Origin of the sequence: Runella salmonicolor (assembly GCF_024158025.1) — a bacterium.
Lineage (GTDB): Bacteria > Bacteroidota > Bacteroidia > Cytophagales > Spirosomataceae > Runella > Runella salmonicolor.
In genome coordinates this window covers 1-22,277 of sequence record NZ_JAMZEL010000024.1, presented here as the reverse complement: position 1 = coordinate 22,277, position 22,277 = coordinate 1, and the positions used below count along the sequence as shown (strand labels likewise).

Annotated in this window: 33 protein-coding genes; 24 read left to right on the top strand and 9 right to left on the bottom strand. The window is 46.8% G+C overall.

Translation table 11 applies throughout. From position 1 onward, the window contains the following. The first annotated feature begins 9 nt into the window (after window positions 1-9). From NCI00_RS28515 to NCI00_RS28505, 3 genes are all read left to right on the top strand, one after another. Window positions 10-921, top strand: a complete 912-nt coding sequence (locus NCI00_RS28515) for a hypothetical protein (protein WP_253533263.1) — start codon at window positions 10-12, stop codon at window positions 919-921. 161 nt (window positions 922-1,082) lie between these two features. After that, a complete protein-coding gene (locus NCI00_RS28510; RefSeq protein ID WP_253533261.1) occupies window positions 1,083-1,601 on the top strand; it encodes a hypothetical protein in 519 nt (172 codons plus the stop codon). Between the two features lie 65 nt (window positions 1,602-1,666). Beyond that, entirely contained in the window at window positions 1,667-2,410 is a 744-nt protein-coding gene (locus tag NCI00_RS28505) for a hypothetical protein (RefSeq protein ID WP_253533259.1), read from the top strand. A gap of 71 nt (window positions 2,411-2,481) precedes the next feature. On the opposite strand, the gene NCI00_RS28500 is transcribed toward NCI00_RS28505, so the two are convergent. Next, window positions 2,482-2,664, bottom strand: a complete 183-nt coding sequence (locus NCI00_RS28500) for a hypothetical protein (protein ID WP_253533257.1) — start codon at window positions 2,662-2,664, stop codon at window positions 2,482-2,484. Between NCI00_RS28500 and NCI00_RS28495 the strand changes: the two genes are divergently transcribed. The 21 genes from NCI00_RS28495 to NCI00_RS28400 all read left to right on the top strand — a co-directional run bounded on the left by NCI00_RS28495 (window position 2,657) and on the right by NCI00_RS28400 (window position 15,387). After that, a complete protein-coding gene (locus tag NCI00_RS28495) occupies window positions 2,657-3,415 on the top strand; it encodes a hypothetical protein (protein ID WP_253533255.1) in 759 nt (252 codons plus the stop codon). The two genes, NCI00_RS28500 and NCI00_RS28495, sit on opposite strands and share 8 nt — an antisense overlap. Then, the gene (locus tag NCI00_RS28490) at window positions 3,412-3,945 is read left to right on the top strand and encodes a hypothetical protein (protein ID WP_253533253.1); all 534 of its coding nucleotides are present in this window, start codon (window positions 3,412-3,414) and stop codon (window positions 3,943-3,945) included. Before NCI00_RS28495 ends, NCI00_RS28490 begins: the two co-directional genes overlap by 4 nt. Window positions 3,946-3,954: 9 nt before the next feature. Then, window positions 3,955-4,167 (top strand): hypothetical protein, encoded by a 213-nt coding sequence (locus NCI00_RS28485; protein ID WP_253533252.1) that lies wholly within the window; start codon window positions 3,955-3,957, stop codon window positions 4,165-4,167. A 23-nt stretch (window positions 4,168-4,190) separates the two neighbouring features. Further along, on the top strand, window positions 4,191-4,472 hold the full coding sequence (locus tag NCI00_RS28480; protein WP_253533251.1) for a hypothetical protein: 282 nt from the start codon (window positions 4,191-4,193) through the stop codon (window positions 4,470-4,472). Further along, window positions 4,459-4,593 carry a hypothetical protein gene (locus tag NCI00_RS29430; protein ID WP_256498329.1) on the top strand — a complete coding sequence of 45 codons (135 nt, stop codon included), beginning with the start codon at window positions 4,459-4,461 and terminating at the stop codon, window positions 4,591-4,593. Before NCI00_RS28480 ends, NCI00_RS29430 begins: the two co-directional genes overlap by 14 nt. A 3-nt stretch (window positions 4,594-4,596) precedes the next feature. After that, window positions 4,597-5,142, top strand: a complete 546-nt coding sequence (locus NCI00_RS28475; protein ID WP_253533250.1) for an N-acetylmuramidase family protein — start codon at window positions 4,597-4,599, stop codon at window positions 5,140-5,142. A gap of 147 nt (window positions 5,143-5,289) precedes the next feature. Next, on the top strand, window positions 5,290-6,168 hold the full coding sequence (locus NCI00_RS28470) for a transglycosylase SLT domain-containing protein (RefSeq protein WP_253533249.1): 879 nt from the start codon (window positions 5,290-5,292) through the stop codon (window positions 6,166-6,168). A gap of 6 nt (window positions 6,169-6,174) precedes the next feature. Further along, the gene (locus NCI00_RS28465) at window positions 6,175-6,627 is read left to right on the top strand and encodes a hypothetical protein (protein WP_253533248.1); all 453 of its coding nucleotides are present in this window, start codon (window positions 6,175-6,177) and stop codon (window positions 6,625-6,627) included. Window positions 6,628-6,639: 12 nt separating this feature from the next. After that, the gene (locus NCI00_RS28460; RefSeq protein ID WP_253533247.1) at window positions 6,640-7,188 is read left to right on the top strand and encodes a hypothetical protein; all 549 of its coding nucleotides are present in this window, start codon (window positions 6,640-6,642) and stop codon (window positions 7,186-7,188) included. 35 nt (window positions 7,189-7,223) lie between these two features. Further along, complete coding sequence (locus tag NCI00_RS28455; RefSeq protein WP_253533246.1) at window positions 7,224-8,000, top strand: hypothetical protein; 777 nt, start codon at window positions 7,224-7,226, stop codon at window positions 7,998-8,000. Then, the gene (locus NCI00_RS28450) at window positions 7,981-8,559 is read left to right on the top strand and encodes a hypothetical protein (protein ID WP_253533245.1); all 579 of its coding nucleotides are present in this window, start codon (window positions 7,981-7,983) and stop codon (window positions 8,557-8,559) included. The genes NCI00_RS28455 and NCI00_RS28450 overlap by 20 nt, the downstream gene beginning before the upstream one ends. Window positions 8,560-8,586: 27 nt before the next feature. Beyond that, window positions 8,587-8,934, top strand: a complete 348-nt coding sequence (locus NCI00_RS28445; protein WP_253533244.1) for a hypothetical protein — start codon at window positions 8,587-8,589, stop codon at window positions 8,932-8,934. Between the two features lie 28 nt (window positions 8,935-8,962). After that, entirely contained in the window at window positions 8,963-9,565 is a 603-nt protein-coding gene (locus tag NCI00_RS28440; protein ID WP_253533243.1) for a hypothetical protein, read from the top strand. Window positions 9,566-9,610: 45 nt separating this feature from the next. Next, entirely contained in the window at window positions 9,611-10,063 is a 453-nt protein-coding gene (locus NCI00_RS28435) for a hypothetical protein (RefSeq protein WP_253533242.1), read from the top strand. 31 nt (window positions 10,064-10,094) lie between these two features. Next, the gene (locus tag NCI00_RS29465; RefSeq protein ID WP_289623399.1) at window positions 10,095-10,985 is read left to right on the top strand and encodes a collagen-like protein; all 891 of its coding nucleotides are present in this window, start codon (window positions 10,095-10,097) and stop codon (window positions 10,983-10,985) included. A 149-nt stretch (window positions 10,986-11,134) separates the two neighbouring features. Continuing rightward, entirely contained in the window at window positions 11,135-12,244 is a 1,110-nt protein-coding gene (locus NCI00_RS28425; protein WP_253533241.1) for a hypothetical protein, read from the top strand. Window positions 12,245-12,247: 3 nt separating this feature from the next. Beyond that, entirely contained in the window at window positions 12,248-13,087 is an 840-nt protein-coding gene (locus tag NCI00_RS28420) for a phage tail-like protein (RefSeq protein ID WP_253533240.1), read from the top strand. 23 nt (window positions 13,088-13,110) lie between these two features. After that, window positions 13,111-13,560, top strand: coding sequence for a hypothetical protein (locus tag NCI00_RS28415; RefSeq protein ID WP_253533239.1), 450 nt, complete (start codon window positions 13,111-13,113; stop codon window positions 13,558-13,560). Window positions 13,561-13,605: 45 nt separating this feature from the next. Then, entirely contained in the window at window positions 13,606-14,085 is a 480-nt protein-coding gene (locus NCI00_RS28410) for a hypothetical protein (protein ID WP_253533238.1), read from the top strand. Between the two features lie 124 nt (window positions 14,086-14,209). Continuing rightward, window positions 14,210-14,347, top strand: coding sequence for a hypothetical protein (locus NCI00_RS28405; RefSeq protein ID WP_253533237.1), 138 nt, complete (start codon window positions 14,210-14,212; stop codon window positions 14,345-14,347). Beyond that, window positions 14,344-15,387, top strand: coding sequence for a serine hydrolase domain-containing protein (locus NCI00_RS28400; protein WP_253533236.1), 1,044 nt, complete (start codon window positions 14,344-14,346; stop codon window positions 15,385-15,387). Before NCI00_RS28405 ends, NCI00_RS28400 begins: the two co-directional genes overlap by 4 nt. Here NCI00_RS28400 and NCI00_RS28395 read toward each other — a convergent pair. The 8 genes from NCI00_RS28395 to NCI00_RS28360 form a co-directional block, all read right to left on the bottom strand. Beyond that, entirely contained in the window at window positions 15,316-16,536 is a 1,221-nt protein-coding gene (locus NCI00_RS28395) for a glycosyltransferase family 61 protein (RefSeq protein WP_253533235.1), read from the bottom strand. The genes NCI00_RS28400 and NCI00_RS28395 overlap by 72 nt on opposite strands. Before the next feature lie 35 nt (window positions 16,537-16,571). Next, entirely contained in the window at window positions 16,572-18,635 is a 2,064-nt protein-coding gene (locus NCI00_RS28390; protein ID WP_253533234.1) for a copper-translocating P-type ATPase, read from the bottom strand. 26 nt (window positions 18,636-18,661) lie between these two features. Then, window positions 18,662-19,429, bottom strand: a complete 768-nt coding sequence (locus tag NCI00_RS28385) for a PepSY domain-containing protein (protein WP_253533233.1) — start codon at window positions 19,427-19,429, stop codon at window positions 18,662-18,664. Then, entirely contained in the window at window positions 19,429-19,902 is a 474-nt protein-coding gene (locus NCI00_RS28380; RefSeq protein ID WP_253533232.1) for a DUF3347 domain-containing protein, read from the bottom strand. The genes NCI00_RS28385 and NCI00_RS28380 overlap by 1 nt, the downstream gene beginning before the upstream one ends. Window positions 19,903-19,999: 97 nt before the next feature. Continuing rightward, complete coding sequence (locus NCI00_RS28375) at window positions 20,000-20,209, bottom strand: GDCCVxC domain-containing (seleno)protein (RefSeq protein WP_253533230.1); 210 nt, start codon at window positions 20,207-20,209, stop codon at window positions 20,000-20,002. A gap of 108 nt (window positions 20,210-20,317) precedes the next feature. Continuing rightward, window positions 20,318-21,187: a DUF2911 domain-containing protein gene (locus NCI00_RS28370; RefSeq protein WP_253533228.1), complete on the bottom strand. Its 870-nt coding sequence runs from the start codon at window positions 21,185-21,187 to the stop codon at window positions 20,318-20,320. A gap of 55 nt (window positions 21,188-21,242) precedes the next feature. Next, a complete protein-coding gene (locus tag NCI00_RS28365; protein ID WP_253533226.1) occupies window positions 21,243-21,710 on the bottom strand; it encodes a 5-fold beta-flower protein in 468 nt (155 codons plus the stop codon). Window positions 21,711-21,868: 158 nt separating this feature from the next. Beyond that, the coding region (locus NCI00_RS28360) for an efflux RND transporter periplasmic adaptor subunit (RefSeq protein ID WP_374758877.1) at window positions 21,869-22,277 on the bottom strand (409 nt) is incomplete at its 5' end.

The window sequence follows — 22,277 nt, the reverse complement described above, 5'->3', positions numbered from 1 at the left end:
TAATCAGCTATGAACCCAAACATCCAATGGTTGAGTCAGCGAATCGCTCCCCTCAGCCGAGTTGCCATGCCCAACGAAACCCTTCAGGAAACCTACGATTTTTTAAAGGATTCCAGCGATGGTTGGACGAATTATGAGGACATTCAGGCCGATAAAGATACGCTTGAAGCCGTGGCTCTCTTTCGGGAGAAGTACAATAAGGCCACTGGGGATAATTGGTCGCCTAATTCTCCCGCCCAGCCCAAGCCCGTCAAAACCGTCCAGCCTAAGCCCGAACCCAACGTAAAAGCCGAAAAGCCGAAAAAGGAGAAGGATTGCGACTGCAAAGACAAGAACCAAGCTAAACCAGCCTCAAAATCCAATCCTCAATCTTCCGCCAAGCCCAAAACTCCGAAAAAGGCCGATGCAAAATCTGAGGTAAAGCCCGCTTCTATGAAGAAAGAAACGGTGAAAAAAGCAAGTGTGAAAGTAGCTAAACCCAAAGCCGACAAAAAACCAACTGCGTCGGAGAAAGCCACCGCAAAAGCGCAGGCCGAGATACGCAAAATCCAGGCCGAAAACCGGGAGTATGAGAATCGCATCATGTTCGATTCTGACTTTTTAACCACGCTTTTGAATCAAACGCAGCAACACGCCCAAATGCAGAAAGGCTTGGGCGCGCTGCCGACTGAGTTGGCTCAGGAATTAAAGAAAGAACGGGCGTTGAACACACTGTATCGTCAGGTAATGAAGCGCAATGTGAAGGCTTTTAAATCCTTGGAAGTGCGCCTGAAAAAGAACAATGAAGTCACTCCCGCGATGGAGCGTAAGTTCATGGAGTTGTATTCGACCCTCAACGGGCTCAAACAATCCGCCATCGCCAAACGCCAAGTCACTCTGAAGAAAAAGAAGAAGGGCTTCTTGGCAAGATTATTTAGTTGATTATTTGTTTTTCATGAGTATTAAATCACAAAAACCCTGCCTCTGCGGGGTTTTTGTGTGGTCTGCGTTGGATTTGGGGTAGATGCCGGGTGATTTGGGCTGCCACGGGTAAAAGAGGCCATAAATTTCCAGCAAACCGAAATCAAACAAAATCTTATCCAATGCAAACTTACCAAACATTTAACGGCAAAAACTCCGATTTGGAGCAACTCCGCAGTCTTGACGTCGTTCTCAGCAATGATTCCTCCAGCCCCAAAAAGGTGGCATTCGTTGTTTCCAAGGCCCGCGCCAAAACCAATAGTTTGGTGCTGCTCGAAGATTCCGAACACTTTGTGATGCAGAACAACCCCTACTTCGCCACGCTGACCGAATTACGGGCTTTTGTGGAAGCTTGCCCCACTCGACTTCACGCAATCACCCTCAAACCCATCACTTCGGGTAATCTGTTGGAGCAAACCACCAAGGCCGTTAACATCCTGACGCCAACCTTTGGAAAGGAAGACTTAGTGGAAACCATTACCCCCAATCCCGTAGCGGGCGGTTCGAGTTTCCTGTTGCCAGATTTTTATTTGGGCTTAACCGCCGAGGCTGAAATCACCATTCAGCCCCTGACCAAGATTCAAGTCACGCTTCAGTTCGGTTATTACCACACTGACCGTTTAGTACCCGTTCTGTCTTAGTTCGTTGGCGGCTTGCGCCACTCATTAGCCGTGAAAACTCTTTTTTTAACTTAATTCCTCATAACATGCCACTTACAAACCCCTTAGTAAAAGGCGTAGTCTATCCAGATGGCTACGTAATGGGTACTGGTTCGGACGGGCGACAAATCCGCGCCCGTTTTTTCGATAAAACCCTGATCGTTTTTAACATTGCGACCGGTGCCGCTGAATCCACGGCGGTAAAGAGCGTAACCACTTTGAGTCGTGGATATGTAATCGCCCAAACGTTTCGCGGTCTGGAAGGTGCGCCCTCACTGAACCGCTCCAACTGGGCACCTCACCCCAAAGAATGGTATATCGCCGATGAATTGAACGGTGCGGTGGTTGACCGTTTGGCCTTAACGGCTTCCGAAGCCCAATATTTTGCCGACAATGCGGACTTCAAAGCCATCGGTTGGACCAAAGACGGGGCCGCTGGGACCGCCAACCAAGATCCCCGCCACTTCTGGGACAGCGAGTCGAAGAAAGAAGGGGAAGTGCCCGTCGCCAACCTATTCTTCAAAATCGGTGACGACGGCAAACCCGTTCGCTGCGACAAAGATGGTAAGTTGATGAAAAATGACGGTACGTACGTCAATTCGGCCGATGATCCGAAAGTTGCTGCGGCGGCTGCCACTGAAGATGACAAAGCCGCCGAAGCAACGGGTGTCATGGGGACCGTAAAAAAATACGGAAAAACCCTCCTCTGGATTTGCGGAGGTGCGTTGGTGGTCGGTGTGGGAGCGTGGGCCTTCAAGGCCTTTAGCAAACCCCGCCCAAAAGGCAAATAGTTAATACCTTCATTTTTTAACAAAAGCCCGTGTCGATGCCTCGAAGTGGCTATCCACGGGCTTTTTTATTTTCACACAGCATGAAAACGCAAAGCACCATCGCCTCCTTTTTGGGGGGAGTCCTCTCCACGATTGTGGGCATTCTCTCCGTGGGCGTATTTATCGGGGGAGCCGTTTGGGTCGCCCGAAAAGTCGCTGGCCCCGCCAAATACGTAGTTATTGACCAGTCCGCTAAATAGTATTGCTATGCTCACTGAATTCAAAGTCGGGACTTACCTGAGTGCCGACAGTCCCAAGGGGTTTGTGAACCTCTACAGCAAGCTGACGGCCACAGATACCCTTGACACGACCACTTACGTGGGAAGTGTGCAGAATAATCAACCCAACGGAATCAACTTTGGGCAGGTGATTGGGTGGCGCACGGCTAAAAAGTTGGTCAAAATCAAGCTACGCGTGCCCATTAAACAGTACTGGGGCTTGAGCGAAATCGTGGAAGTATGGGCCGATGCCACGCAGGTCTCCGTATACGCTCCCGCGTTGGACGAATCAGCCGCCAAGTTCTACTATTGTACGGGCAACGGGGTGCGCCTACGCAGCGCTCCATCAGTAGCCAACCTGCTCAACGTGGTGGGAGTGGCCAACAAGGGCGACCTCTTGGGAAAATCGAACGGTTATACCGAGAACAATTTCTTGTTGATTTATGCGACGGCTCTTAATGGTGCTTACAAGGTGGATGCTTCGGGCCAGAAAATCAGCTACTACGTCCACCAAGACTACGTCAGCAAAGTCAACCCCGCCGCTCCCTCAACTACCGACCCCGGCAAGCCCGTTGACCGCAACTTGCCCTCCGAGGGAAATACCGCCCCGACCGTTACCCCCGATGAGCCCGCCCCGGCGGCCAATTCCGTAGGAATATTCGTAGCCGCTGGATTGGGGGCCCTGGCCTTTGGGATGGCCGTGATTAAGTACGTTCGTCGGCGCAGCCGTAACCCCAAAAAACCATGAAGAAGCTACTGGCCAAAGCAGGAGCGTTGTTGAAATCACGCCCTCAAGTCGATGATTCGGGACCACCCAAATGGTACGTTCAGGCCTTCCGCTCCAAACCTTTGATGTATTTACTGGCGGCCGTTATCGTCGTGGGGGTCATTGTCTACTTGGCCGTTAAATCCGCCAAAGAAAAGCTGCGCCTTGACCAAGTAGACACGTCAAAGCTGCCAGGTCGGGAGGATGTGATTGAGAACATCACGCGGGAAGAACTCGACGACATCGTCGCGGATTGCCGTCTGTATTTCGATAACATCTCCGCCGTTCCGGGCACCATCGTTCCCAAAAACGAACTCATGCGCCGACTGCTTCGCTTGTCGGATTACGAATTGGGATTGGTCAATAACCAGTACAACAACCTGTATTCGCAGTCAGACACCAATCTCTACCATGAAATCAGCGACGATTATTGGTACAGCTACGATGCGGATTTACGAACTAAACTACTGAGCCGATTAAAAACCATCGGAGCGGGTAAAACAAAGCATTAATTAACTGCGATGGAAACCAACGAAAAAAACGTCTTGGATACCCTTTTGGGGGTGTTTTCGGGCGAAAATAAACCCGAATTAATCGTCACGACCAAAGTGGAAGTGGACAACAAAACACTGGCCAAAGTGGTGGGTTGGGGGTCAATTCTGGTCTTGGGCGGCATTGGGTTGAGCGCTTGGCTGTTGCGGGTCACCCTGAAACGATTCTTTCGACCGATTTAACGACGATTAAATGCCTTACCGCTATGCACAATACGACCGATTTAAACCACGCAAACTTACTGCCCCGCATGATGCAGGAAATGTCCGTTTTTGCCTTCATCCCCCTTAACATCATGGCCTTTGATGCGGGAACAATGAGTACGATTCTGACCGCCACTTTAGGGGCCGTTGTTTCGATTTTCGCCATTCGTTTCTACCATGCCCAAACCAAAAAGAGCAACGTCGAGCGGGAAGTATTGGAGATGGAGCGGGATAATATGAAAAAACTGAAACGCAGAACCAAAAAAGACGATGGCGACCAGTAGCAACACCAATGAAAAAATCAAAATGGCTTCGGTATGGCTCCAAATCGTAGCCTCCATTTGCGCCATTGTCGCCTTTGTGTGGGAATACCAAAGACGTGACAATCAAACCGAAAAATCGTAACCCATGAAACCTGTTTTAACCCTTGCCGACTATCAACGTGCCGCCCGAATATTGGGCTGTAAAGTGGCCGCTATCATGGCCGTGGCTTCGGTGGAAAGCTCGGGCAGCGGCTTTTACGCTGACGGTGGCCTGAAAAAACGCTTTGAAGCCCATTGGTTTAAGTACTATACCAGCAAATCAGTGTCGACCTACGCCCAAGCCTACGCCATTGACCCCAAAAGCGCGATGCTTTCCACCTCTTGGGGAAAATTCCAAATCATGGGCTTTAACCATAAAATCGCGGGGTATGCCACAGTTCAGGAAATGGTGAACGCATTTGATCAAAGCGAAGCGGCGCAACTTGCGGGATTTATCGGATTTATTCAAGCCAAAAAACTGGAAGATGAACTGCGCAATCTGAATTGGAGCGGCTTCGCCTACATCTACAACGGAGAAGAATACGCCAAGCTGGGCTATCATACCAAAATGGCCGCTGCCTATGCCAAATTCAGCATTGACCCTGCCGTGGCGGAAGCCGATGCCGCACTGGAAGTTAAAAAAAAAGCCTAGTCGGCCCGCTGCTGCTGCTCGCAGCGGGTGGATTGACCGTCTTGGGAGGATTAGCCCTTTGGAAGCCTCACAAAGCCGCTGATTGGTGGCGAAAACTATTTAAGAAAGTACCGATTTAAACGCAGGTGCGCAAGATCAATAACGATTATGAACGTACGTAAAATTCTTATCGCCTTTTTGGTGACCATCGCCGTTTCGGTAGGGGGAATACTGCTCTACCGTCGATGGAAACAAAACCGCGACCTGGTCAACGACGAAACCATCGACGGCAAAGGCTACCAACGCGCGCTGGCCCGCCAATGGGACATCCAGAAAGGCATTGCGGTTTCGGTAGCCGATGGATTGACGGGTAACCTAACCGTCATTCAGGGCGGCACTTTTCCGCTGCTGAAAGTATCGCAGGAGGCGTGGACGGCCGCTGACCGGGCCAAAAACAAAGTGCTGATTTCCGCGCTGGTATCGAACTATAATACGGTAGTCGATGAGGTCTCCGAACTCGCCAAAGTTCCCCGTTGGCTTATCTATGGCATTATGGCCGTGGAAAACCCGAAGGGAATTCCTACGGCCCAAATTAATGCCGACAAGGCCACGGGCCTCATGATGGTCACGCCTCCTACGGCCAACGATACCATCCGCATAGCCCTGCGCAAAGGGCTGTTGCAGGCGGGCCATAAAGAAATCCTGACCGAAAAGATCGGGGCAACGGATACCGCCAATCTGCTAAAAGACAAGTACGGCGTAACCAATCACATCACGGCTAACGACCTCAAAGACGTGATGCTGAACCTGATGTTGGGCGCGGCCAAGCTGTCCAACCTCATCGACAAGTTTGGCACCGATGCGCTGCACAAAATTTTAGCCTGTTACAATCAGGGGGATTACTATTTGTCCACCAAAGGGTACAGCTCCTACAGCCTGACCAAACTGTATGCCACGGCGGGTCCGCACCGGGATTACTTGCAAAAGACCCTCGGAGCCCACGGCAGCATGGACATCCTGACCAATGATTTAGGAATTTTAGACTAACGGCCCATGAGACTCGGATTTGAAAAAGCGAATCATTCCCTCAAAGACCGTGTAATGCGCTTCGGGTCGGGCGGTGATTTCATCCATTGCCAGTTCGTCTTCGACCCATACGAGAAGATTTCGGCCAGTGCGTGGGATATGTACGGCATCGGCTTTCGCAACTATGCCGATACGGTGCAGAATGAAGCGACCCATTGGGTTTTCATTGACTACGGTCATGAAAAAGATGAAGAACTGTACGACTGGTTTCGTAAGCGGCTGGGGACTCCTTACGACTACGCAGGGCTGATTACCAGTTTTATCCTACCAAAACGAAAACCCCAGAACATCAAAACGTTCTGCTCCGAAGTCTGCTATCAGGCCTGTCAGGAAGTCTTACGGCTCAATCTGCCCAAGGTCAACGAAAATTACCTGAGTCCCCAGGGACTCTACAACTTAATCACCACTGGTAAACCTTAATTTTTTATACCCATGGCCAGCATCGGAACAAAAACGCAGACCGCTCCCGAAATCGGGGATTTGGTCGTGGCCAAGGCATCAAAAACCTACATTTATGAGGACAGTGATGCCTTGAAAATCAAAGAAGAAGTTCCTGCGGGAACCGAATTGGGGATGATTATCATGATTGCCCCCCACGAAACGGGGGTTGATTTGTTCGTCGTGGACAACGGAGCCGTCTTTGCCGACGAAGTCACCACGAAAGCCAATCCCGTGTACAATTATGGCACTGAACCAAGCGGAACCACGACTGACAACGGCGGTGGTTTTTGGGGCGCACTCAACAAAGTACTGGACTTGGGGGTGGGCATTTTTACCCGAAAGAAAAGTACCCCCTCCACCGACGGCGATACTGAAGATACAACCGTGGCCGACGATGATACCGACACCCCCAAGGGCGTTCCAGTCTGGGTGTGGTTCACCGTGGGAGGCGTAGCGGTAACGGGCTTAATCGTTGCCCTGGTGTGGCCCAAGAAAAAGCCGACGCCCACGCCTGCATCGCCCATCATTTTGGGCAAATAGAACGAAAAATTAACGCTCAACGCAAAGAATGACCCTTGGCCGCTCCCAAAGTAAATATCGCCCTCGTGGATACCACGTCCAAAATCAGCCGTGAGGAATTGCAGCGCGTAGCCAATGCGCTGCAAATACAGGTAAGCCGTGATTTTGCCCCCGTGTGGGACAAGGATGCCACGGTCCACGTATTCGATTACATGACCGATATTCCCTTGGGTTTCTGGCCGATTTCAATCGTTTCCGCCATAGATGTGCAAGGCGTCAACGGCTACCATTGGATTGATGATGAGGGCAACCCTTTTGCCAAGGTCGAATACCGGGATGATTTTTGGCCGCTGACAGTCTCGCATGAGCTGTTGGAAATGCTGGTCAACCCCTATGTTAATAAAACCAAGCTCGTCAAAGGGCTCGACGATACTGGTCAGGAAGTAGAATTTTTGGTCGAAGTGGCCGACCCCGTAGAAGACAATGATTTCGGCTACCGGATTGACGGGGTGCTGCTCTCCAATTTCTACTATCCTGCCTTTTTCGACCTCACCAAAAGGGAAGGGGTCAAGTACGACCACCTCGGCTGGTTGAAAGAACCCCGCAAATTGTTGAACGGCGGCTACATTTCATGGAAAAACGCCTCGGGCGAGTGGTGGCAGGCGTTCATGGTCGAGAATAAATTAATCATTCGGAAATTGGGCGATAGTACCCCGCTCACCACGGCCGACCGCACCATGATTTGGGGTTGGACGGCGGTGGTCACGGTGTCCCTCATTGCGCTGACTTTCCTCATCAAACTATTTAAGCGCAATGGCAACCGCATACGTTAAAAACGAAGCACTGAGTATTTATTCGGCGCCCGATGTAAAGTCGGTGATTACCAAAATTGAACGCAACGGCCAAACCGAAGCCTACTTTTTAACAGGTTTGACCGAAGGCTTTGCGCTGGGTATCCTGACGGGCGAAGCGCAGGAGGGGTTTGTACAAATTGAACACGCTTTTGAAATTCGACGCAGCCTTACTTCGACCAACAAATGGTATTGGTTATTTCCGCCCGCTGGGATTGCGGCTTCGCAGTTGAGCCAGTGGACGAAAGAAACCGAATTGATTTGGGTGCTCAAGGAAGATATTACCGTGGATAGCCCCGAAGCCATCGCCGCCGCCAAGAAAAAGGCCCAACAAGACAAGCTGCTGTCCGAAATTGACAAAACCCTGGTGGGCGCGGGAGAACCCGAAAAACCGTCCAATAACACCTTTATTGTCATCGCTATCGGCGGGGCGCTCGGGGTATTAGCGGCCGTTCTGTGGTGGGCGTTTGGCAAGAAAAAAAACAAGGGCCCCGTCGTGGCGCAACCACCAGTCATCCTTAAGCTCCCCAAATCAAAATAAGCTTCAAACCCTTTCCATTCCACCATCATGGCCGTCGCAACATCCGCAATCATCACCTCCCTTACCCAAGCCGCAGGCTCCGTTTTTGGTTTTCTTGCCAAGGGAAAAGAACTCAAAATTGAGGAGGAAAATACCGAACAATTGAAACTGCAACTCGAAGCGGCCGAAGATGCAGAGGTGCAAAAGACCCTGCAAAAGAAGTTGGACGTGCAGCTGACGCAGCTCAACGCCGCGACCGAAGCCGACCGACTCCGCCGCATCGGCTCGCTGGCCACCACCTTTGCGGTGCTGGGCCTGATAGGCTTGGTCATTGTGCAAGTGTTCAAATACAAACGCGAAAAGGAAAAGCCGCAGCCGCCCCTCGTCATTCAATGATTAAAAAATGCTAAACAAACGCTAGGCCATGAATTACCGCCTTGTAGAAAGTTATTACACCACGTATCCCCTTACCGCGCCGTTGTGGGAAGTAAAGGAATTTGCCTGTTACTACACGATTGACTATACATTCACGGGTCGAAACTACCTTAAAGTAGATGTACTGGAAGATTGGACCCATGAAACAAAGCCCATAGGCATTTCGGCAGCCATGAAATTGCCGATTGATTTGACAAAAACCAAAGAACAAAACGCTACCCCAGACGACCGATGGTTACTCGTGTTTCAGAAGCAAAATGCCATTTCAATCGGCCATTGGAAAGCTAAAACCCCCAAAGAGCAAGCCGAGTACCTGGGCGAAAAGTACACCGACCCTGACGCACCAGAAGATCAAACCCTCGCTCCTCCCAACCCTGCCCCGACGGAAGTGAATAAAAAAGGGCTGTTCGCCAGCAACAACCCCAACGCCAAAACAAATGGGTTGTGGCTCATTTTGGCGACCGTCATTACCGCCGCCTTTGGAGTCTCTTTTTGGGCCTATCGACGCTACCGGCGAACGAAACGTATGGCGGAAAAGGTCGCCCTCAAGTACGGCAAGTACAGTCAGGACGTAGCCGATGCCTTAACCTAAGTGTTTATCAATCTTTCATTAATTCTTATCAATTCTATCGCAACCATGAATACGAAAACCATCAAAACCAAAATCAAAACGGTCGGCATCTATTTTTTCGTCGCGGGGCTTATTGCAGGCTTGTATTTCCTCTTGAGGGATGGCTTGGATTCGTTTTTCCAGAAAGACCCCGAAGCGGCGGACAAAACACCGCCCGTAACCGCTTCTTCTGCGAAGGCCGATACTTCAAGTACTGGGAAGTTTTTGGGCGACCAAGTGATTACCCTGTTGGCTACGCAGGATTATGTACTCACCGTTCCTGCGGGCGCAGTCTCTGCGCAATTTCAGGTGCAGGATAACCCCGTACTACTTCGATTAGGTTCCTCACCAGTCAGCGGTGGATTCTTGTGCGATGTGGATGAACTACATTACCTCGAAACGGCAGAGGAAGTTAAAAAGGCGGTATTCCGTACCAAAACGGGCACGGCCACGATGATTATCAATTATTTCTCCGCCTAGGTTTTTCCTCCATCTCTAACTCAAAAGAACAATGAAACTAGATAAAAAAATGACCAAAGGAGACCGTGGCCCAGTCGGGCCACAAGGTCCAAATGGCCCAGCGGGTGCCGCAGGTCCACAAGGTGCGGTTGGCCCCGCAGGGTTAGCGGGTGATGATGGTCTACCTTATGACATCGGAAATGGTGAGCCATCGCTCATCTACACGCAAACGACCGACATCGGACACCGGTATCTTGATGGAGTTTCGGGCAATGTGTGGGAGCGCGTCGTATTCGCCAACCAATTTGACGAGACTCACCTTGTTCTTCCCGGTAATTTGACGTGGAAGAAAGTGGCATTGCTCAAAGGCCCACAAGGGCCACAGGGTCCAAATAGGCTAAATGAAAACACCATCATTGAACTTGATCAATTCGTCAAAGACGGAGGAGACGTTAAAAGGCTGTTTTTTGAAAATCAAGCCACTCGTTTTCAGGGCTATGTTCATGCACGTGAGGACATTCAAACCGCAAATAATGACGAGGAGCTCAAAGGGGTGATGGTTGGCTACGATACTGCCACCCAAAGAGCACAGGTCCTTTTAAAAGGGCCAAGGGCTGAAATCAAAGCAAGTGGCATTGACCCAGATGATGGGCTATTGAAAGAATATGCAGACATAGATATTGGTGTTGATACGGGGAATGGGTTTGTACGTATCATGCTCATCAAAGACGGCGTAAAATATCTGGCGGCAGACTTTTCGGCTGAGAGGAAATTAACTGCTTTTTTTGGGTATGGATTGCAAATCCCTATGCTTTCAACGGCTCAAATATTAGCCCTTCCCTATATGCCTTATGAGGGGCAAATGGTGTATAACGATACACTACATACCATCTGTTTTCACAACGGAACAAGCTGGCGACAGGTAACAACCACCGCAATGTAATGATAGATTCTATCAAACGCTTAAGCCTCCCAATTGGGTGGATAGCCGCCAGTGCCAATGAGTCAAAAATCTTCAAATGCAGTTTTTAGTAGGCAAGTAAAGCAATGAATTGCGGCAGCTCATGACATTTAATTTTACAATTTTCAAGAATGAAACTCGGCCATAAAACATCGAATCAACCAGTAGCTCCCCCTGCACTCCCCAATGGGCAAAATGCAGTGCCTACGCTGCAAGTGTATGTTAGCCAAACGGGTAGCGATGCCAATTCAGGGTTAACGGAACTCTTACCCATTTTGACCCTCAATAAGGCCGCTGAAATAGCTGAAACTACCAAGCCCGTAGTACTGAAAATCTATTTCCAACAGCCAACCGTCAATGCCAATCACATCAAAACCGTCGCAGGCTACAAGGTTGCCCCATCCTTTCGGTGTGACTTGCACCTCGTTTTTACGGCTAATTCTGACGTAACCATCGGAAGTTTTGTACAGGAGGGCTTAACCTATCCAGTTAAGATTTTGGCCTCAAAAAATGTACTGATTTGTGGTGATGATGGTGGTGAAATGACGAGTATCAACAGCCTGACCATGCCCGTTATCAACAGCGCAGGGTATACGACTGAGCAACAGGCACAGTTTGCGGCTCAAAACGGCTTTGTTTGCCTTAATTCTTTCGATTTTCTACCCGTAGAGTGTAAGGTTTTTTCAAAGTCGTTAAGCCTCAAAAAGAACATTTTCCTTTTTAAAAACTTGGCATCTAACCATCATCGACGTGGTTGCCACTTTCAGCACCTTATCTACGGCAGTCTCAACGAAAGTATGGTGGCCAATATTGAAGAAGAAGCGGGAGTCGTCGAAAATTTCACTTCTGTAACTGCTTTTTGGAAGCCCGCCGCCGATTTTCGTCTTGGAGTTGCACCCAAGGGGATTTTCTCAAACGAATCTTCTATGCTGGAAAATGGTCGGGTCTATCGGTATAGTATTCGTGAATTTCTGTGGGATGCGGGTCAGGAAGCCTATTTGGAGGCGGGGGTTAACTTCGGAACAATTTATTGGCCCGAGCGCCCCCATACCGCGACGCTGGTTGGGGAAACGATGATGGAAGAATTTTCCAATACCTCTTTTGGCAATGCGCTGACCTATCAGCCTATTCAAGTTGAACTTTGGGGAAACCCTACGGGTAAGCTCAGCCTTTCGGCTCGCCGCTCCGTGGCCGACCCCGCTATCAACTGTGTTTTTCAACTTTCATTTCAAGCCATTTAAACCATGAAAACGAAGCTTATTTTTAGTCTACTGCTTTTGCCTTGGTTGCTTCAAGCGCAGAGCCAAACAACCACCCAAGCGGGGAAGTTTAAGTTCAGGAATAACGTAGACGTGGCTGGGTCACTTACGGCCCAAACCATTAGTTCACAGTACGGAAGAATCATTACGGGGTTTGCGGGGACGGGTATCATTGATAATAACTATGGCCTGGACTACATCAACTTAATCTCGCAAGTCAACGCTTACAATAACTACTCGGCATTGTTTGCCGCTTATGGAATTAATCGGTATGGGTCCTACCTTGCTTTTATCAAATCAAGGACATGGGATGGCAATACATATAATAGAGTCGTCAATGGCGATGAAATCATGATGTTGGAGTCTACCGTAGATGTGGGAAGCTATTTATCTACAAAAGCCAGGATTGCAACCTATGTCGACGGAACTCCTGCGGGCGACTTTTGTCCCGCCCGAATTGAAATGTGGACGGCTCCTGCGGGTGGATATAACACAAAAAGATTGACAATTTTTAACGATGGGAACGTCGCAATTAATAATTCGGCCAATGCAGGCTATAAACTCGACGTAAACGGTACGGTAAGATTCAGTGACAATACGGACATTTCGGGTAGCCTCTCCGTTTCCGACGCAAGTACACCCGCCATACCCAGCGCCAAAGTAGCCATCAATTCTACTAACAAAGGTTTTCTTACCCCGCGAATGACTACAGGGCAGCGTGACCTAATCCCTAGTCCCGAAGAAGGGCTGGAAATCTACAATCTTACAACCCATACCAAAGAGTTTTGGAATGGCACTGTTTGGAAAACAATTACAACCAACTAATCCATTTACCTTTTATAACAACCATGAAAAAGTTTCTCGATTTTCTATTTGCTTGTATGCTCTTGACAGTAACAGCCCAAGCCCAAGTCGATTTCCTCATCAAGAAAATTCCTGCGGGTAATGGGTTCAAACCCGACTCCGCCACGAGCGTCCGATTTCGTTGTATTCAGGTGCAGATTGACCAAAACACCACCAATCAACGCCCTGCTTTTTATCTTGAATTGTTGGCTTGTGATTCAATGAAGGTGAACGTAGACTCTACAAACATCACCTTACACAATGGCCGAGTCGTGGACGGTCTGAATGTCTATTACGACGATTTGGTGAATGCTTGTATCAAAAACAACATCCCCAAAGAACAGCATTCAGTCACAATACAGGGACTTTATTATGCGGTATTTTGCGGCACAAGAGCCCAAAAGCGAAATGCAATTGCCGCCATGCTCAAAGGCTATAATATCCTGTTACAATAGGCATCATTAGAATCAAAATACGTTTTTACTCAATTTATAACCGCTATGAAACCCATCACCGACCGCGTCATTCTCAACCCTTTTACCTCACTCATCGGCATTGCCTTTGCCGGTGTGGGCGTTTGGATATTAAAATGGTCTGACGACCTCAGCGAAGCATCAAGAGTACTTCTTTCCATCCTTTGCTTCGTCATTTCCATTACTGGATTGGGCTGGAGCGACAAGGCATTTTTTAAGGTGCTTGATTACTTCAAAAAAAGGGCCAACCTGATTCTTTTTATCATGTGCAGTACCGTCGCATTCGGCGTGAGCTCCTGTGTGGGAGTCTCAAAACGCCAAATCTATAACCTGTTATTGGAGATGAAGACCCAAGTGGATATCCAAAATAATTCTAGCCAAATCTACCTTTATGAAAACGAAAAGAAAGCCATTGATACCGATTTTCAGGATATTTCTAACACTGATTTGCTTAATAGCATCAACGAAATCATTCCCCCAAAAACCGCCAAAAGGCCAAACAATTAATCTGCCCTACGAACAGGCCGTTGAACTAACGAAGCTGGCTAAAAAGTCCACAATCTTTGCCAAACAGAACGATGCGTTGATAAAAGAAAACACCCATCTTAAAAAGTATCAACTTACCATAGTCGTGGAGCTTAATAAGAAGGGGCAGGAATTAAAAGTGGCCCATGCGGAAATCAATAAATACGAAAAATGGGTAAAATACGCGGTAATCACGATTATCATCATTGTGGCATTATTTCTCGTTAAAATATTCAGGGGATGAAAAAGATACTCAAAAAACGCATCTATTTCAGCTTGATTGTAACAGTAGTTGTGGGCGCAATAACGGCCACAGTCTATTATTTTAGGAGGAAACAACAATCTAATCAAGAAAAGACCAGCGATACGACTATAATAGCGGCCTCAACAAAAAAACTCAAAGTCCCTTTCCCAGATGAGATAGTTCAAGCTTTTGATGCATTTTTGAATACCAATGCCTCGGCCTACGGTGACCAATTGATGGTCTATGTATCGCAGGGGAATATGGTGTACTTATATAAAAAAGGCAACAATAAATTTGACGATTATGCTGGTATTGCTTCCTGCGGGAAATACCTCGCTGCTGCAACCATAATGACGCTGGTGGATGAGGGCAAGATAAATCTTGATACTCCCATTTCCACCTATTTGCCTTGGATGCAAAGTTTTGAGGTATACAATACATTGACCACTCGTGAAATTTTAGCGCATCGCACGACAATTGTAGCCGATTCAATGTTTGACAACACCCAAACTTTGAACTTGGATACGGCAACCCGTGCCATTGCTAGTCAGTATCCAATCACGACTGTGGGTTCAGCGTACAGCAGCGCTTCTTACAAGTTTGCCGCTAGAGTTGCCGAGGTCGTGTCAGGTCAAAAATGGGAATCCCTTTTTCAGGAGCGCATTGCTTCCAAGTGCGAGATGAAAAACACCTATTTTAACCAATTCTCTGATAATCCTGATGTGGGTAAAGGTGCCCAAAGCTCGCCGAATGATTACACAAATTTTATGGAAATGATGCGCAATGACGGGGAGTACAACGGAACGCGCATATTGAGTTCAGTGTCGGTTCGTGAAATGGAAAAATTACAGTTGGGTTCTTACGAATATGGATTGGGTTGTTGGGTATTCCCCGATGTGTCGGAAGTGGCGGCGGTGGCGGCAACGAGGACACGGGCAAATCTTGGATATTCAAAACTAGGTAGGGCATTAAAGTTGTTCCAAAACTCTCCTCAGAATTTGTTCAATTTCATCAATTTTCACTGTAAAATCATCTTCTAGTCCATCTGACCAATATTTAGGATGAACGTCATGGTCATAATAATACGCAGTGTATTTAAGCCCCAACAATTCTGCCAAATACCGAAAATAATCGGGGGTGTAGGTTTTGGAAAATAATTCAAAAAGATGTGTATCAGATCGGCACCAGATGATGTTGGAAAATGAAGCGCCGTGCGGTCCAATGATAAATTTTGCATTACGGTAAAGAGCGATTTGCTCGATAACCGTCCGTGGCTGGTCTTCAATAATCTGAAAATAGTACTTCTTTAAGAGGGTAATCAATTCATTTTCGTTCTTAATTCGACGACGACCGCTACGACTTATATAAATCCGATCTTCTTTGTGTATTTCACTTGTGTCGACAAACTTAGGCAGAATGTATTTACGAAGGGCTTGTATATCCGCCGCATTTGGATAAAACCAATGCCCATTGTTTCCAAGAATACACTCGTCAGGCGTAATTCGATAATGTCTACTGTCTTTTACGCGGTGCAAATCAATTCCTAACAATTCAAAATACTCGCGCTCATAAGAAGTATTAAACAGGGGGTAGGAGATCATTGCCTTGTTGAAGGTTGATGGTGGTAATACCTCTTTCATTCGACAAAGTTTCCCAACAACAAGCAGTAAAAAATCATAATATCCTCCCCAAACAAATCCGTCGATATAGTGGCTCCACGGTACAATCAGTACCTCAGCGTCAAGATGGATACGTTTTTTTCGATGCAATGTGTTTCGATAAAAGTCCGCATTATTGGTATCGGTACATACTACTTTATTGCTTAGGTGGACTGCGCCATAAGGAAGTAGGGTAATTTTACCACTCTGAGCGGAAAACTTCCAGACCATGACACGGTCGGTTTTAGCCAATGTTGGTAAAAAATAACGCTTTTTTGTATTTATTACATCCACTACTTCTGGCATGTGAAGTAGGTTTTCGGGGTGCTCAACCAATTGAAAAGGCGCTAAAAAATCGTCCGTTTCTTGCTTATTTAAAAGTCTTACCCCAAAAATCCCGTAAATCCAGGATAAACCTTTTGTCAACATCATGTGACGAAACAAATGATACGCTCCCCTGACTTTTTCTTTCGTGTGGGAGCGACCTGATATCAAGCGCCATTTTTTACCCTTGCTGGAGGTTAGAATCATATTTATAAAATGAGGTGTAGATTTTCTTTAAAACGCTATCGAAATCGAAGCATTTGCGCATTAATAGCCACAATAATGGTGCTGAGGCTCATGAAGACAGCACCAATGGCGGGCGAAATAACGATACCCGGGATGAAACCCGTAGCGAGCGGTAGCGTAATGACATTGTAAGCCGTTGCCCAAACTAAGTTTTGAATCATTTTTTGGTAGGTGGCTCGCCCAAACTGAATCAGAGAAGCCACATCTTTGGGGTCGCTGTTAACGAGGATAATATCGGCAGTTTCGGCGGCCACATCCGTCCCTGAACCTATGGCAATCCCAATATCTGCCTGCGCAAGGGCGGGAGCATCATTGACACCGTCACCTGTCATGGCAACGAACTCCCCTTTTTGTTGTTGCTCTTTGATTTTATCTAATTTTTGATGCGGCAGTACTTCCGCCATAAAACCAGTCATGCCTAATTTTTCACTCACCGTTTTGGCGACTGTTTTGTTATCCCCCGTAAGCATGAAGGTTTTTATTCCTTGGTTACTAACTATTTTAATGGCTTCGGCAGATGATTCTCGCAGTTGATCTGCCAATGCAATGAATCCGCCTAATTGGCTATCAATCAAAACAAAAACAATAGTCTCGGAGGCGTCGCCGATGGCTTTATCAGGAATCGAAAGTTGGTTTTCCCGTAAGTAACCAGGGCTGACGATCAATACCGTTTTTTCTTTTACTTTTCCCGAAACTCCTTTTCCCGTAATGGCTTCAAAGCTGTCAACAGTTGGAATGTCGAGGTTTAGTTTCTTGGCTTCATTGATGATTCCCGTCGCAATCGGGTGTTCAGAATTTTGTTCTAAGGCCGCCGCCAATCCCAATAGTTCGTTCTCAGAAACCGAAGGCAAAAAACTGCCCATGCGGGTTACGCCAAAAATACCCGTAGTAAGCGTTCCTGTTTTATCAAAAATCAATGTTGTTATTTTTCGGGCGTTTTCAAACGCCGTACGATTACGAATCAATAATCCATTTTTGGCGGCAAGCGTGGTGGAAATAGCCACGACCAACGGGATGGCCAATCCTAAAGCGTGCGGACAAGAAATCACCATGACCGTGACCATCCGTTCAACGGCATAAGCCCACGTTTGACCCAATACCAACCACGCGGTCAGGGTGCCAACGCCCATCACCAATGCCACGATGGTAAGCCAAAAAGCGGCGCGATCGGCTAATCGTTGGGTAGAAGATTTTGTATTTTGGGCTTCTTTTACCATTTGAATTACCTTGGCAAGATATGTTCCTTCCCCAGTTTGCTCTACCCTTATTTCGAGTGAACCATTCCCATTAATGGCTCCTGCGATTACTTTTTCCCCCGTTCTTTTGAGTACGGGGGTCGATTCTCCCGTGAGCATAGATTCGTTTAGGTAGCTTTCGCCTTTCAGAATGATTCCGTCTACGGGTATTTTTTCGCCCGGACGAACCAGAATTCGGTCGTTGGGTTTGAGTTCTTTTACGGGCATATCGTGCAACATAGCCCCGTGATACATGTGCGCTTCGGCGGGTATCATCTGCACGAGTAGCTCCAATGCCTTAGAAGCCCCCGCAACAGAACGCATTTCGAGCCAGTGCCCCAATAGCATGATGACAATAAGAGTAGCCAGTTCCCAAAAGAAATCCATCCCTGGAAATCCAAAAACGGTAGCTGCACTATATACGAACGCCACCATAATCGCCATTGCGATGAGGGTCATCATACCGGGCAAGCGATTTTTAAGTTCCTCCCAACAGCCTTCCAAAAAAGGTTTGCCTCCGTACCAAAATAATGCAGTTGAAAGGGCTAAAAGGAGGTATTTTCTCCCCGTAAATTCTAATTGAAAGCCCAACCAGTGCTGAATCATATCTGACAGCACCAAGATTGGAACCGTAAGGAATAAACTTACGTAGAATCTCCTCTTGAAATCTTCAATCATGCCCGAATGGTCATGCCCCGCTTCTCCGTGTTTTGGGTTTTTACCGTGTCCAGAATGTCCTCCCAGATGCTGCCTGGCGGAGTGGGCAGTATGGTCGGCAGGTGGCTGGTTTCCGCCGTTGGTCGAATGATGATGTTCGTGGTTCATAAATAGTATTTATCAAACGTAGATAATCAACTCATTTTCAGGTTCTTTTTTTGAACTGTGGTTTTTCGACTCACCCAAAACAAGGTAAATCCCGAAGCAATGGTCAGTAATCCAAAGAGAGAAAAGGCACGTAAAAGTCCATTGGATAAATTATCCCGGCTTTCATAATCCATCAGGTGCAACATCCACAGAAAATCAAAAACCCGCCATTTAGTGTTGCGGTATTTCTGGACGGTTCCCAACTCCGCAGCGATGTAAACGGTAGTACTTACGGGGTTTCCAAATGTAACCGCATAGGCGGGCACTGGAAGGTTTCGGTATTCATGGTGCCCATTTGTTTGGGTCAAAAATTCTACTTTCTCCACGGTTGGGTCGCCAACAAAACGATTTTGAGCAAGCTGTACCGCTTCCGCCTGACTAAGTGCGGGGCGAAGATTACCTGTTTCGGCGTCGGCTAAGCAAACGTGACCTCCCGAATGAGGCTGTGCTTTTGATACGGAATAGTGAATTTGATAAAATGGCTTTCCAAATAATTCAATGCTTTCTAAACCAATAATGGAGTCAACGGGCGCATGGGCCCGCAAGGAATCAATAATAATGGAGGGAGAGACCCACGTTTGATTGACCTTAAACAACGGGACAGCGCGTTTTTGAGGGTCGCCGTGGACATCATCCATGTTGGACCAACTGAAATACAGCCCGCTGATGGTCCAAAACAAAAATTGGACTCCAAGAGCCACCCCTAAATAGCGGTGGCTCTTGCGAATCTTACGGTGGAAATCACTTTTTTTCATTAAAGTGTTTCTTTCACTTTTCCGCATTTAAGCATGGCATCCCCAAAATAGGGGTTGGCGATTTCTTTCTTTTCGCTCAACCAGTAGCCGCCTGTGTTATTATTGGCCATCGGACAGAAATCATAATAAACCGTACTTCCTGGCTTCATGGCCTTAGCGGCGGCATATACTGCCGTTGTCAAGGTGCCAAGTTGGGCGCGTTGGGTATCAATATTCGAGCTTTTTGCCATGGCATCGGCGGCTTTGGCGGCATCGGAACCTAGCATTTTACCCGCTTTTTTCACTGCGGCTGACAATACCTTGGCTTCTGCCGCAGTGGCTTTGGCATCAGACGCGACCAGTGCGTTTTTGACTTTAAAGTATGCCGTCAAAACGGGGTCAATTCCCATTTTGGTCATGTTATGTCCCTCGTGTTGGGCGAACGATACTGCGGAAATCAAAAGTGCAAATGCGAAAATGATTGTTTTTTTCATTGGTTTGAATTGTTTGTAAAATATAAATAATTGAAAATAAAAGGATTAACAAACGACGTTTCTTCAGTTGACTTGTACGACTAAATAAAATATCTCATCAGCAACAACTCTGTTTTTGTTGAATCGACGGACAAGGCACATCACCATAACTACAATACACGCAACAATCACCATTTTGGGGCTTCAAGACGGTTTTGCAATGCTCACAATCGTAAAAGAATTGGCAAGTATCCGTGGGCATGGTTTCTGTTTTTTGATGGCCACACTTAGGACAAGTAATTTTGGATTGCAAAATGAAAGTTGTCATTTTACTAAAGTTTTATGTTTTACTACTTTATAGCCTGTTGCTTGGATATTTTGATTGACAGCCGTTTGGGTAATTCACAGAGTTACTTTTTGATTACCATACTTCCACTTAGTGTTTATGTTCCATTTTACCAGTATTGTTACCCATATCAGCGATAAATGCCTCCGCGATTTTGGCAGCGGTTTCGTTTTTGTCGGCGCGAGCTACTTCTGCTGATTTTTTTGCAGATGCTATCGCTTCGCTGTGTTTGCCCGCTTTCATCTGGATTCGAGCTTGGGTTATCAAAAAATTAGCTTTGGCTTCCTGCGCTGTTGCTTGCTGAATCCATATAAGTGCTTGCTGGATGTCTTTATCGTTTTCGTAGTAATAATTAGCAGCTTGAAACAACAGCATGGGGCGACTTCCTTTATCGTCCATGATTTTCTTCTTGATTTCTGCCATGATTTTTTCATCAGCACTAGTCTGGATAGGGATCTTTATTGAGGTATTTTCCCAAGCCAAATACAGGTTGGCGTTGTTTTTAATAATATCCTGAATTTCAATCGTAAAAGCTTCATAATATCGATTCGTCATTTCTGGTTTTGCTTTGAATCGTACCAAATCTTTTGTTTGATCATATCCACCCGTACCGTGCATGGTTGTATCACGATTTAGCACAATCGTCCATTCATCGGCTTGGGGGATTGAAAAAAGTGAATAGTTGCCTGCGGCTACTTTTTGTCCACCGATATTGATCTCTTCGCTGAATTTAATGGTTGAACAATCGCCCGCACCTGTACGCCAAAGTTCACCGTTATAGGGAACTAAGCTTCCCATGATTTTGCGTCCACGCGCCAAAGGGCGCTCATATTTAACCGTAATACGAGCAAAACCAACTTGCTGTGTAAAGTGGGCTTCGGGGCTTGGGGGAGGGAAGTTCAATTGGGCATTTGCCGAAAGGCATGTTGCCATAAATGCGAAAATGAGTGGTTTCTTCATTGAATTTTGAGTTGTTAAATTAGGGGGTGAGTTGCGGTAGCTCACCCTATTTCTGTTAGTGTTTCATGCGGCTACCGTCAGCTTTTTTAGCCATGTTGTTTTGAAAGCAATGAATCGCACAGGCACTGCCTTTGAAGCTATCATGTACATTGCCGATTACCTTGCCTTTTGTATCTAAAATATCACAGGTTTCATCTGGGTTGTCTTTGATGGTAAACATCAATTCCCCTTTGGCATTGTGATAACTTTTACCGTCTTTGCCCATTCTGCCCATTTTTTTGTTGGTTTTGGCATCAATCAAATTCCCTTCACCATCCACAAATGCGATTTTATGCCCTTTATGGTCTTTAATGATATGGTCTTTGGTTACTAAGCCAACATTTTTGCCTTTGCTGTCCATGATTTTGCCGTCTTTATGGATATTAAAAGACTGTTTGTAATTTGCCTGCGCAAAAACTGACATTGAAACAAAAGACAGAAGGGTGATAAAAACCCCGATTCGAAAAGTTTGGAAGTTTTTCATTCTTTGAAAAATTTAGTTAAAATTGGTTCTTAATAATTATAAAATACTTCTAAAAGGTACAGTTAGAACAACGCCTCCCCAATGACAACAATCATGTTTTTCAGGTTTCTTTACCGCTGTTAAAATGTGCATTTTCCTGATTTTTAGCATCTTTAATTCTACATTTTATGCCCTTCCATCGGGTTGCTGCCTTTTTTGAAAATGTATTCGCTGTTGAGCAGATAGGCCCCCGAAATCACCACTTTTTCACCTGCTTTTAGGCCGTCGGTGATTTCTGTATAATCTTTATTGGTCATGCCTACGCTTACCATGCGGCTTTCAAAAGCGCCCTCGGCATTTTCTAGCCACACCGTCACGCCGTTTGTGTCCTGAATAAGCGCGTTTGTCGGTACCGCTATCGTATTTTTTACCGTTCCTTTCAGCGTAATGTAGGCCTGCATTCCCGGTTGATATTCTTTTTTTCCATTGGCAACATCCACCCGAATGGTCAGGATTTTGCTTGAAGTCTGCACTTCTGGATTGACGAAATTGACTTTTCCTTTGAGAATGCGGCCCGGGAAATAGGGC

Bases quoted from the DNA above. Each gene is read 5' to 3' on its own strand.
- NCI00_RS28480 (WP_253533251.1), top strand. From the start codon at position 4,191: ATGCACAATACGACCGATTTAAACCACGCAAACTTACTGCCCCGCATG.
- NCI00_RS28510 (WP_253533261.1), top strand. From the start codon at position 1,083: ATGCAAACTTACCAAACATTTAACGGCAAAAACTCCGATTTGGAGCAA.
- NCI00_RS28425 (WP_253533241.1), top strand. From the start codon at position 11,135: ATGAAACTCGGCCATAAAACATCGAATCAACCAGTAGCTCCCCCTGCA.
- NCI00_RS29430 (WP_256498329.1), top strand. From the start codon at position 4,459: ATGGCGACCAGTAGCAACACCAATGAAAAAATCAAAATGGCTTCGGTA.
- NCI00_RS28460 (WP_253533247.1), top strand. From the start codon at position 6,640: ATGGCCAGCATCGGAACAAAAACGCAGACCGCTCCCGAAATCGGGGAT.
- NCI00_RS28465 (WP_253533248.1), top strand. From the start codon at position 6,175: ATGAGACTCGGATTTGAAAAAGCGAATCATTCCCTCAAAGACCGTGTA.
- NCI00_RS28400 (WP_253533236.1), top strand. From the start codon at position 14,344: ATGAAAAAGATACTCAAAAAACGCATCTATTTCAGCTTGATTGTAACA.
- NCI00_RS28395 (WP_253533235.1), bottom strand. From the start codon at position 16,536: ATGATTCTAACCTCCAGCAAGGGTAAAAAATGGCGCTTGATATCAGGT.
- NCI00_RS28475 (WP_253533250.1), top strand. From the start codon at position 4,597: ATGAAACCTGTTTTAACCCTTGCCGACTATCAACGTGCCGCCCGAATA.
- NCI00_RS28370 (WP_253533228.1), bottom strand. From the start codon at position 21,187: ATGAAGAAACCACTCATTTTCGCATTTATGGCAACATGCCTTTCGGCA.
- NCI00_RS28450 (WP_253533245.1), top strand. From the start codon at position 7,981: ATGGCAACCGCATACGTTAAAAACGAAGCACTGAGTATTTATTCGGCG.
- NCI00_RS28385 (WP_253533233.1), bottom strand. From the start codon at position 19,429: ATGAAAAAAAGTGATTTCCACCGTAAGATTCGCAAGAGCCACCGCTAT.
- NCI00_RS28435 (WP_253533242.1), top strand. From the start codon at position 9,611: ATGAATACGAAAACCATCAAAACCAAAATCAAAACGGTCGGCATCTAT.
- NCI00_RS28515 (WP_253533263.1), top strand. From the start codon at position 10: ATGAACCCAAACATCCAATGGTTGAGTCAGCGAATCGCTCCCCTCAGC.
- NCI00_RS28390 (WP_253533234.1), bottom strand. From the start codon at position 18,635: ATGAACCACGAACATCATCATTCGACCAACGGCGGAAACCAGCCACCT.
- NCI00_RS28410 (WP_253533238.1), top strand. From the start codon at position 13,606: ATGAAACCCATCACCGACCGCGTCATTCTCAACCCTTTTACCTCACTC.
- NCI00_RS28505 (WP_253533259.1), top strand. From the start codon at position 1,667: ATGCCACTTACAAACCCCTTAGTAAAAGGCGTAGTCTATCCAGATGGC.
- NCI00_RS28375 (WP_253533230.1), bottom strand. From the start codon at position 20,209: ATGACAACTTTCATTTTGCAATCCAAAATTACTTGTCCTAAGTGTGGC.
- NCI00_RS28495 (WP_253533255.1), top strand. From the start codon at position 2,657: ATGCTCACTGAATTCAAAGTCGGGACTTACCTGAGTGCCGACAGTCCC.
- NCI00_RS28445 (WP_253533244.1), top strand. From the start codon at position 8,587: ATGGCCGTCGCAACATCCGCAATCATCACCTCCCTTACCCAAGCCGCA.
- NCI00_RS28470 (WP_253533249.1), top strand. From the start codon at position 5,290: ATGAACGTACGTAAAATTCTTATCGCCTTTTTGGTGACCATCGCCGTT.
- NCI00_RS29465 (WP_289623399.1), top strand. From the start codon at position 10,095: ATGAAACTAGATAAAAAAATGACCAAAGGAGACCGTGGCCCAGTCGGG.
- NCI00_RS28490 (WP_253533253.1), top strand. From the start codon at position 3,412: ATGAAGAAGCTACTGGCCAAAGCAGGAGCGTTGTTGAAATCACGCCCT.
- NCI00_RS28415 (WP_253533239.1), top strand. From the start codon at position 13,111: ATGAAAAAGTTTCTCGATTTTCTATTTGCTTGTATGCTCTTGACAGTA.
- NCI00_RS28365 (WP_253533226.1), bottom strand. From the start codon at position 21,710: ATGAAAAACTTCCAAACTTTTCGAATCGGGGTTTTTATCACCCTTCTG.
- NCI00_RS28440 (WP_253533243.1), top strand. From the start codon at position 8,963: ATGAATTACCGCCTTGTAGAAAGTTATTACACCACGTATCCCCTTACC.
- NCI00_RS28485 (WP_253533252.1), top strand. From the start codon at position 3,955: ATGGAAACCAACGAAAAAAACGTCTTGGATACCCTTTTGGGGGTGTTT.
- NCI00_RS28380 (WP_253533232.1), bottom strand. From the start codon at position 19,902: ATGAAAAAAACAATCATTTTCGCATTTGCACTTTTGATTTCCGCAGTA.
- NCI00_RS28420 (WP_253533240.1), top strand. From the start codon at position 12,248: ATGAAAACGAAGCTTATTTTTAGTCTACTGCTTTTGCCTTGGTTGCTT.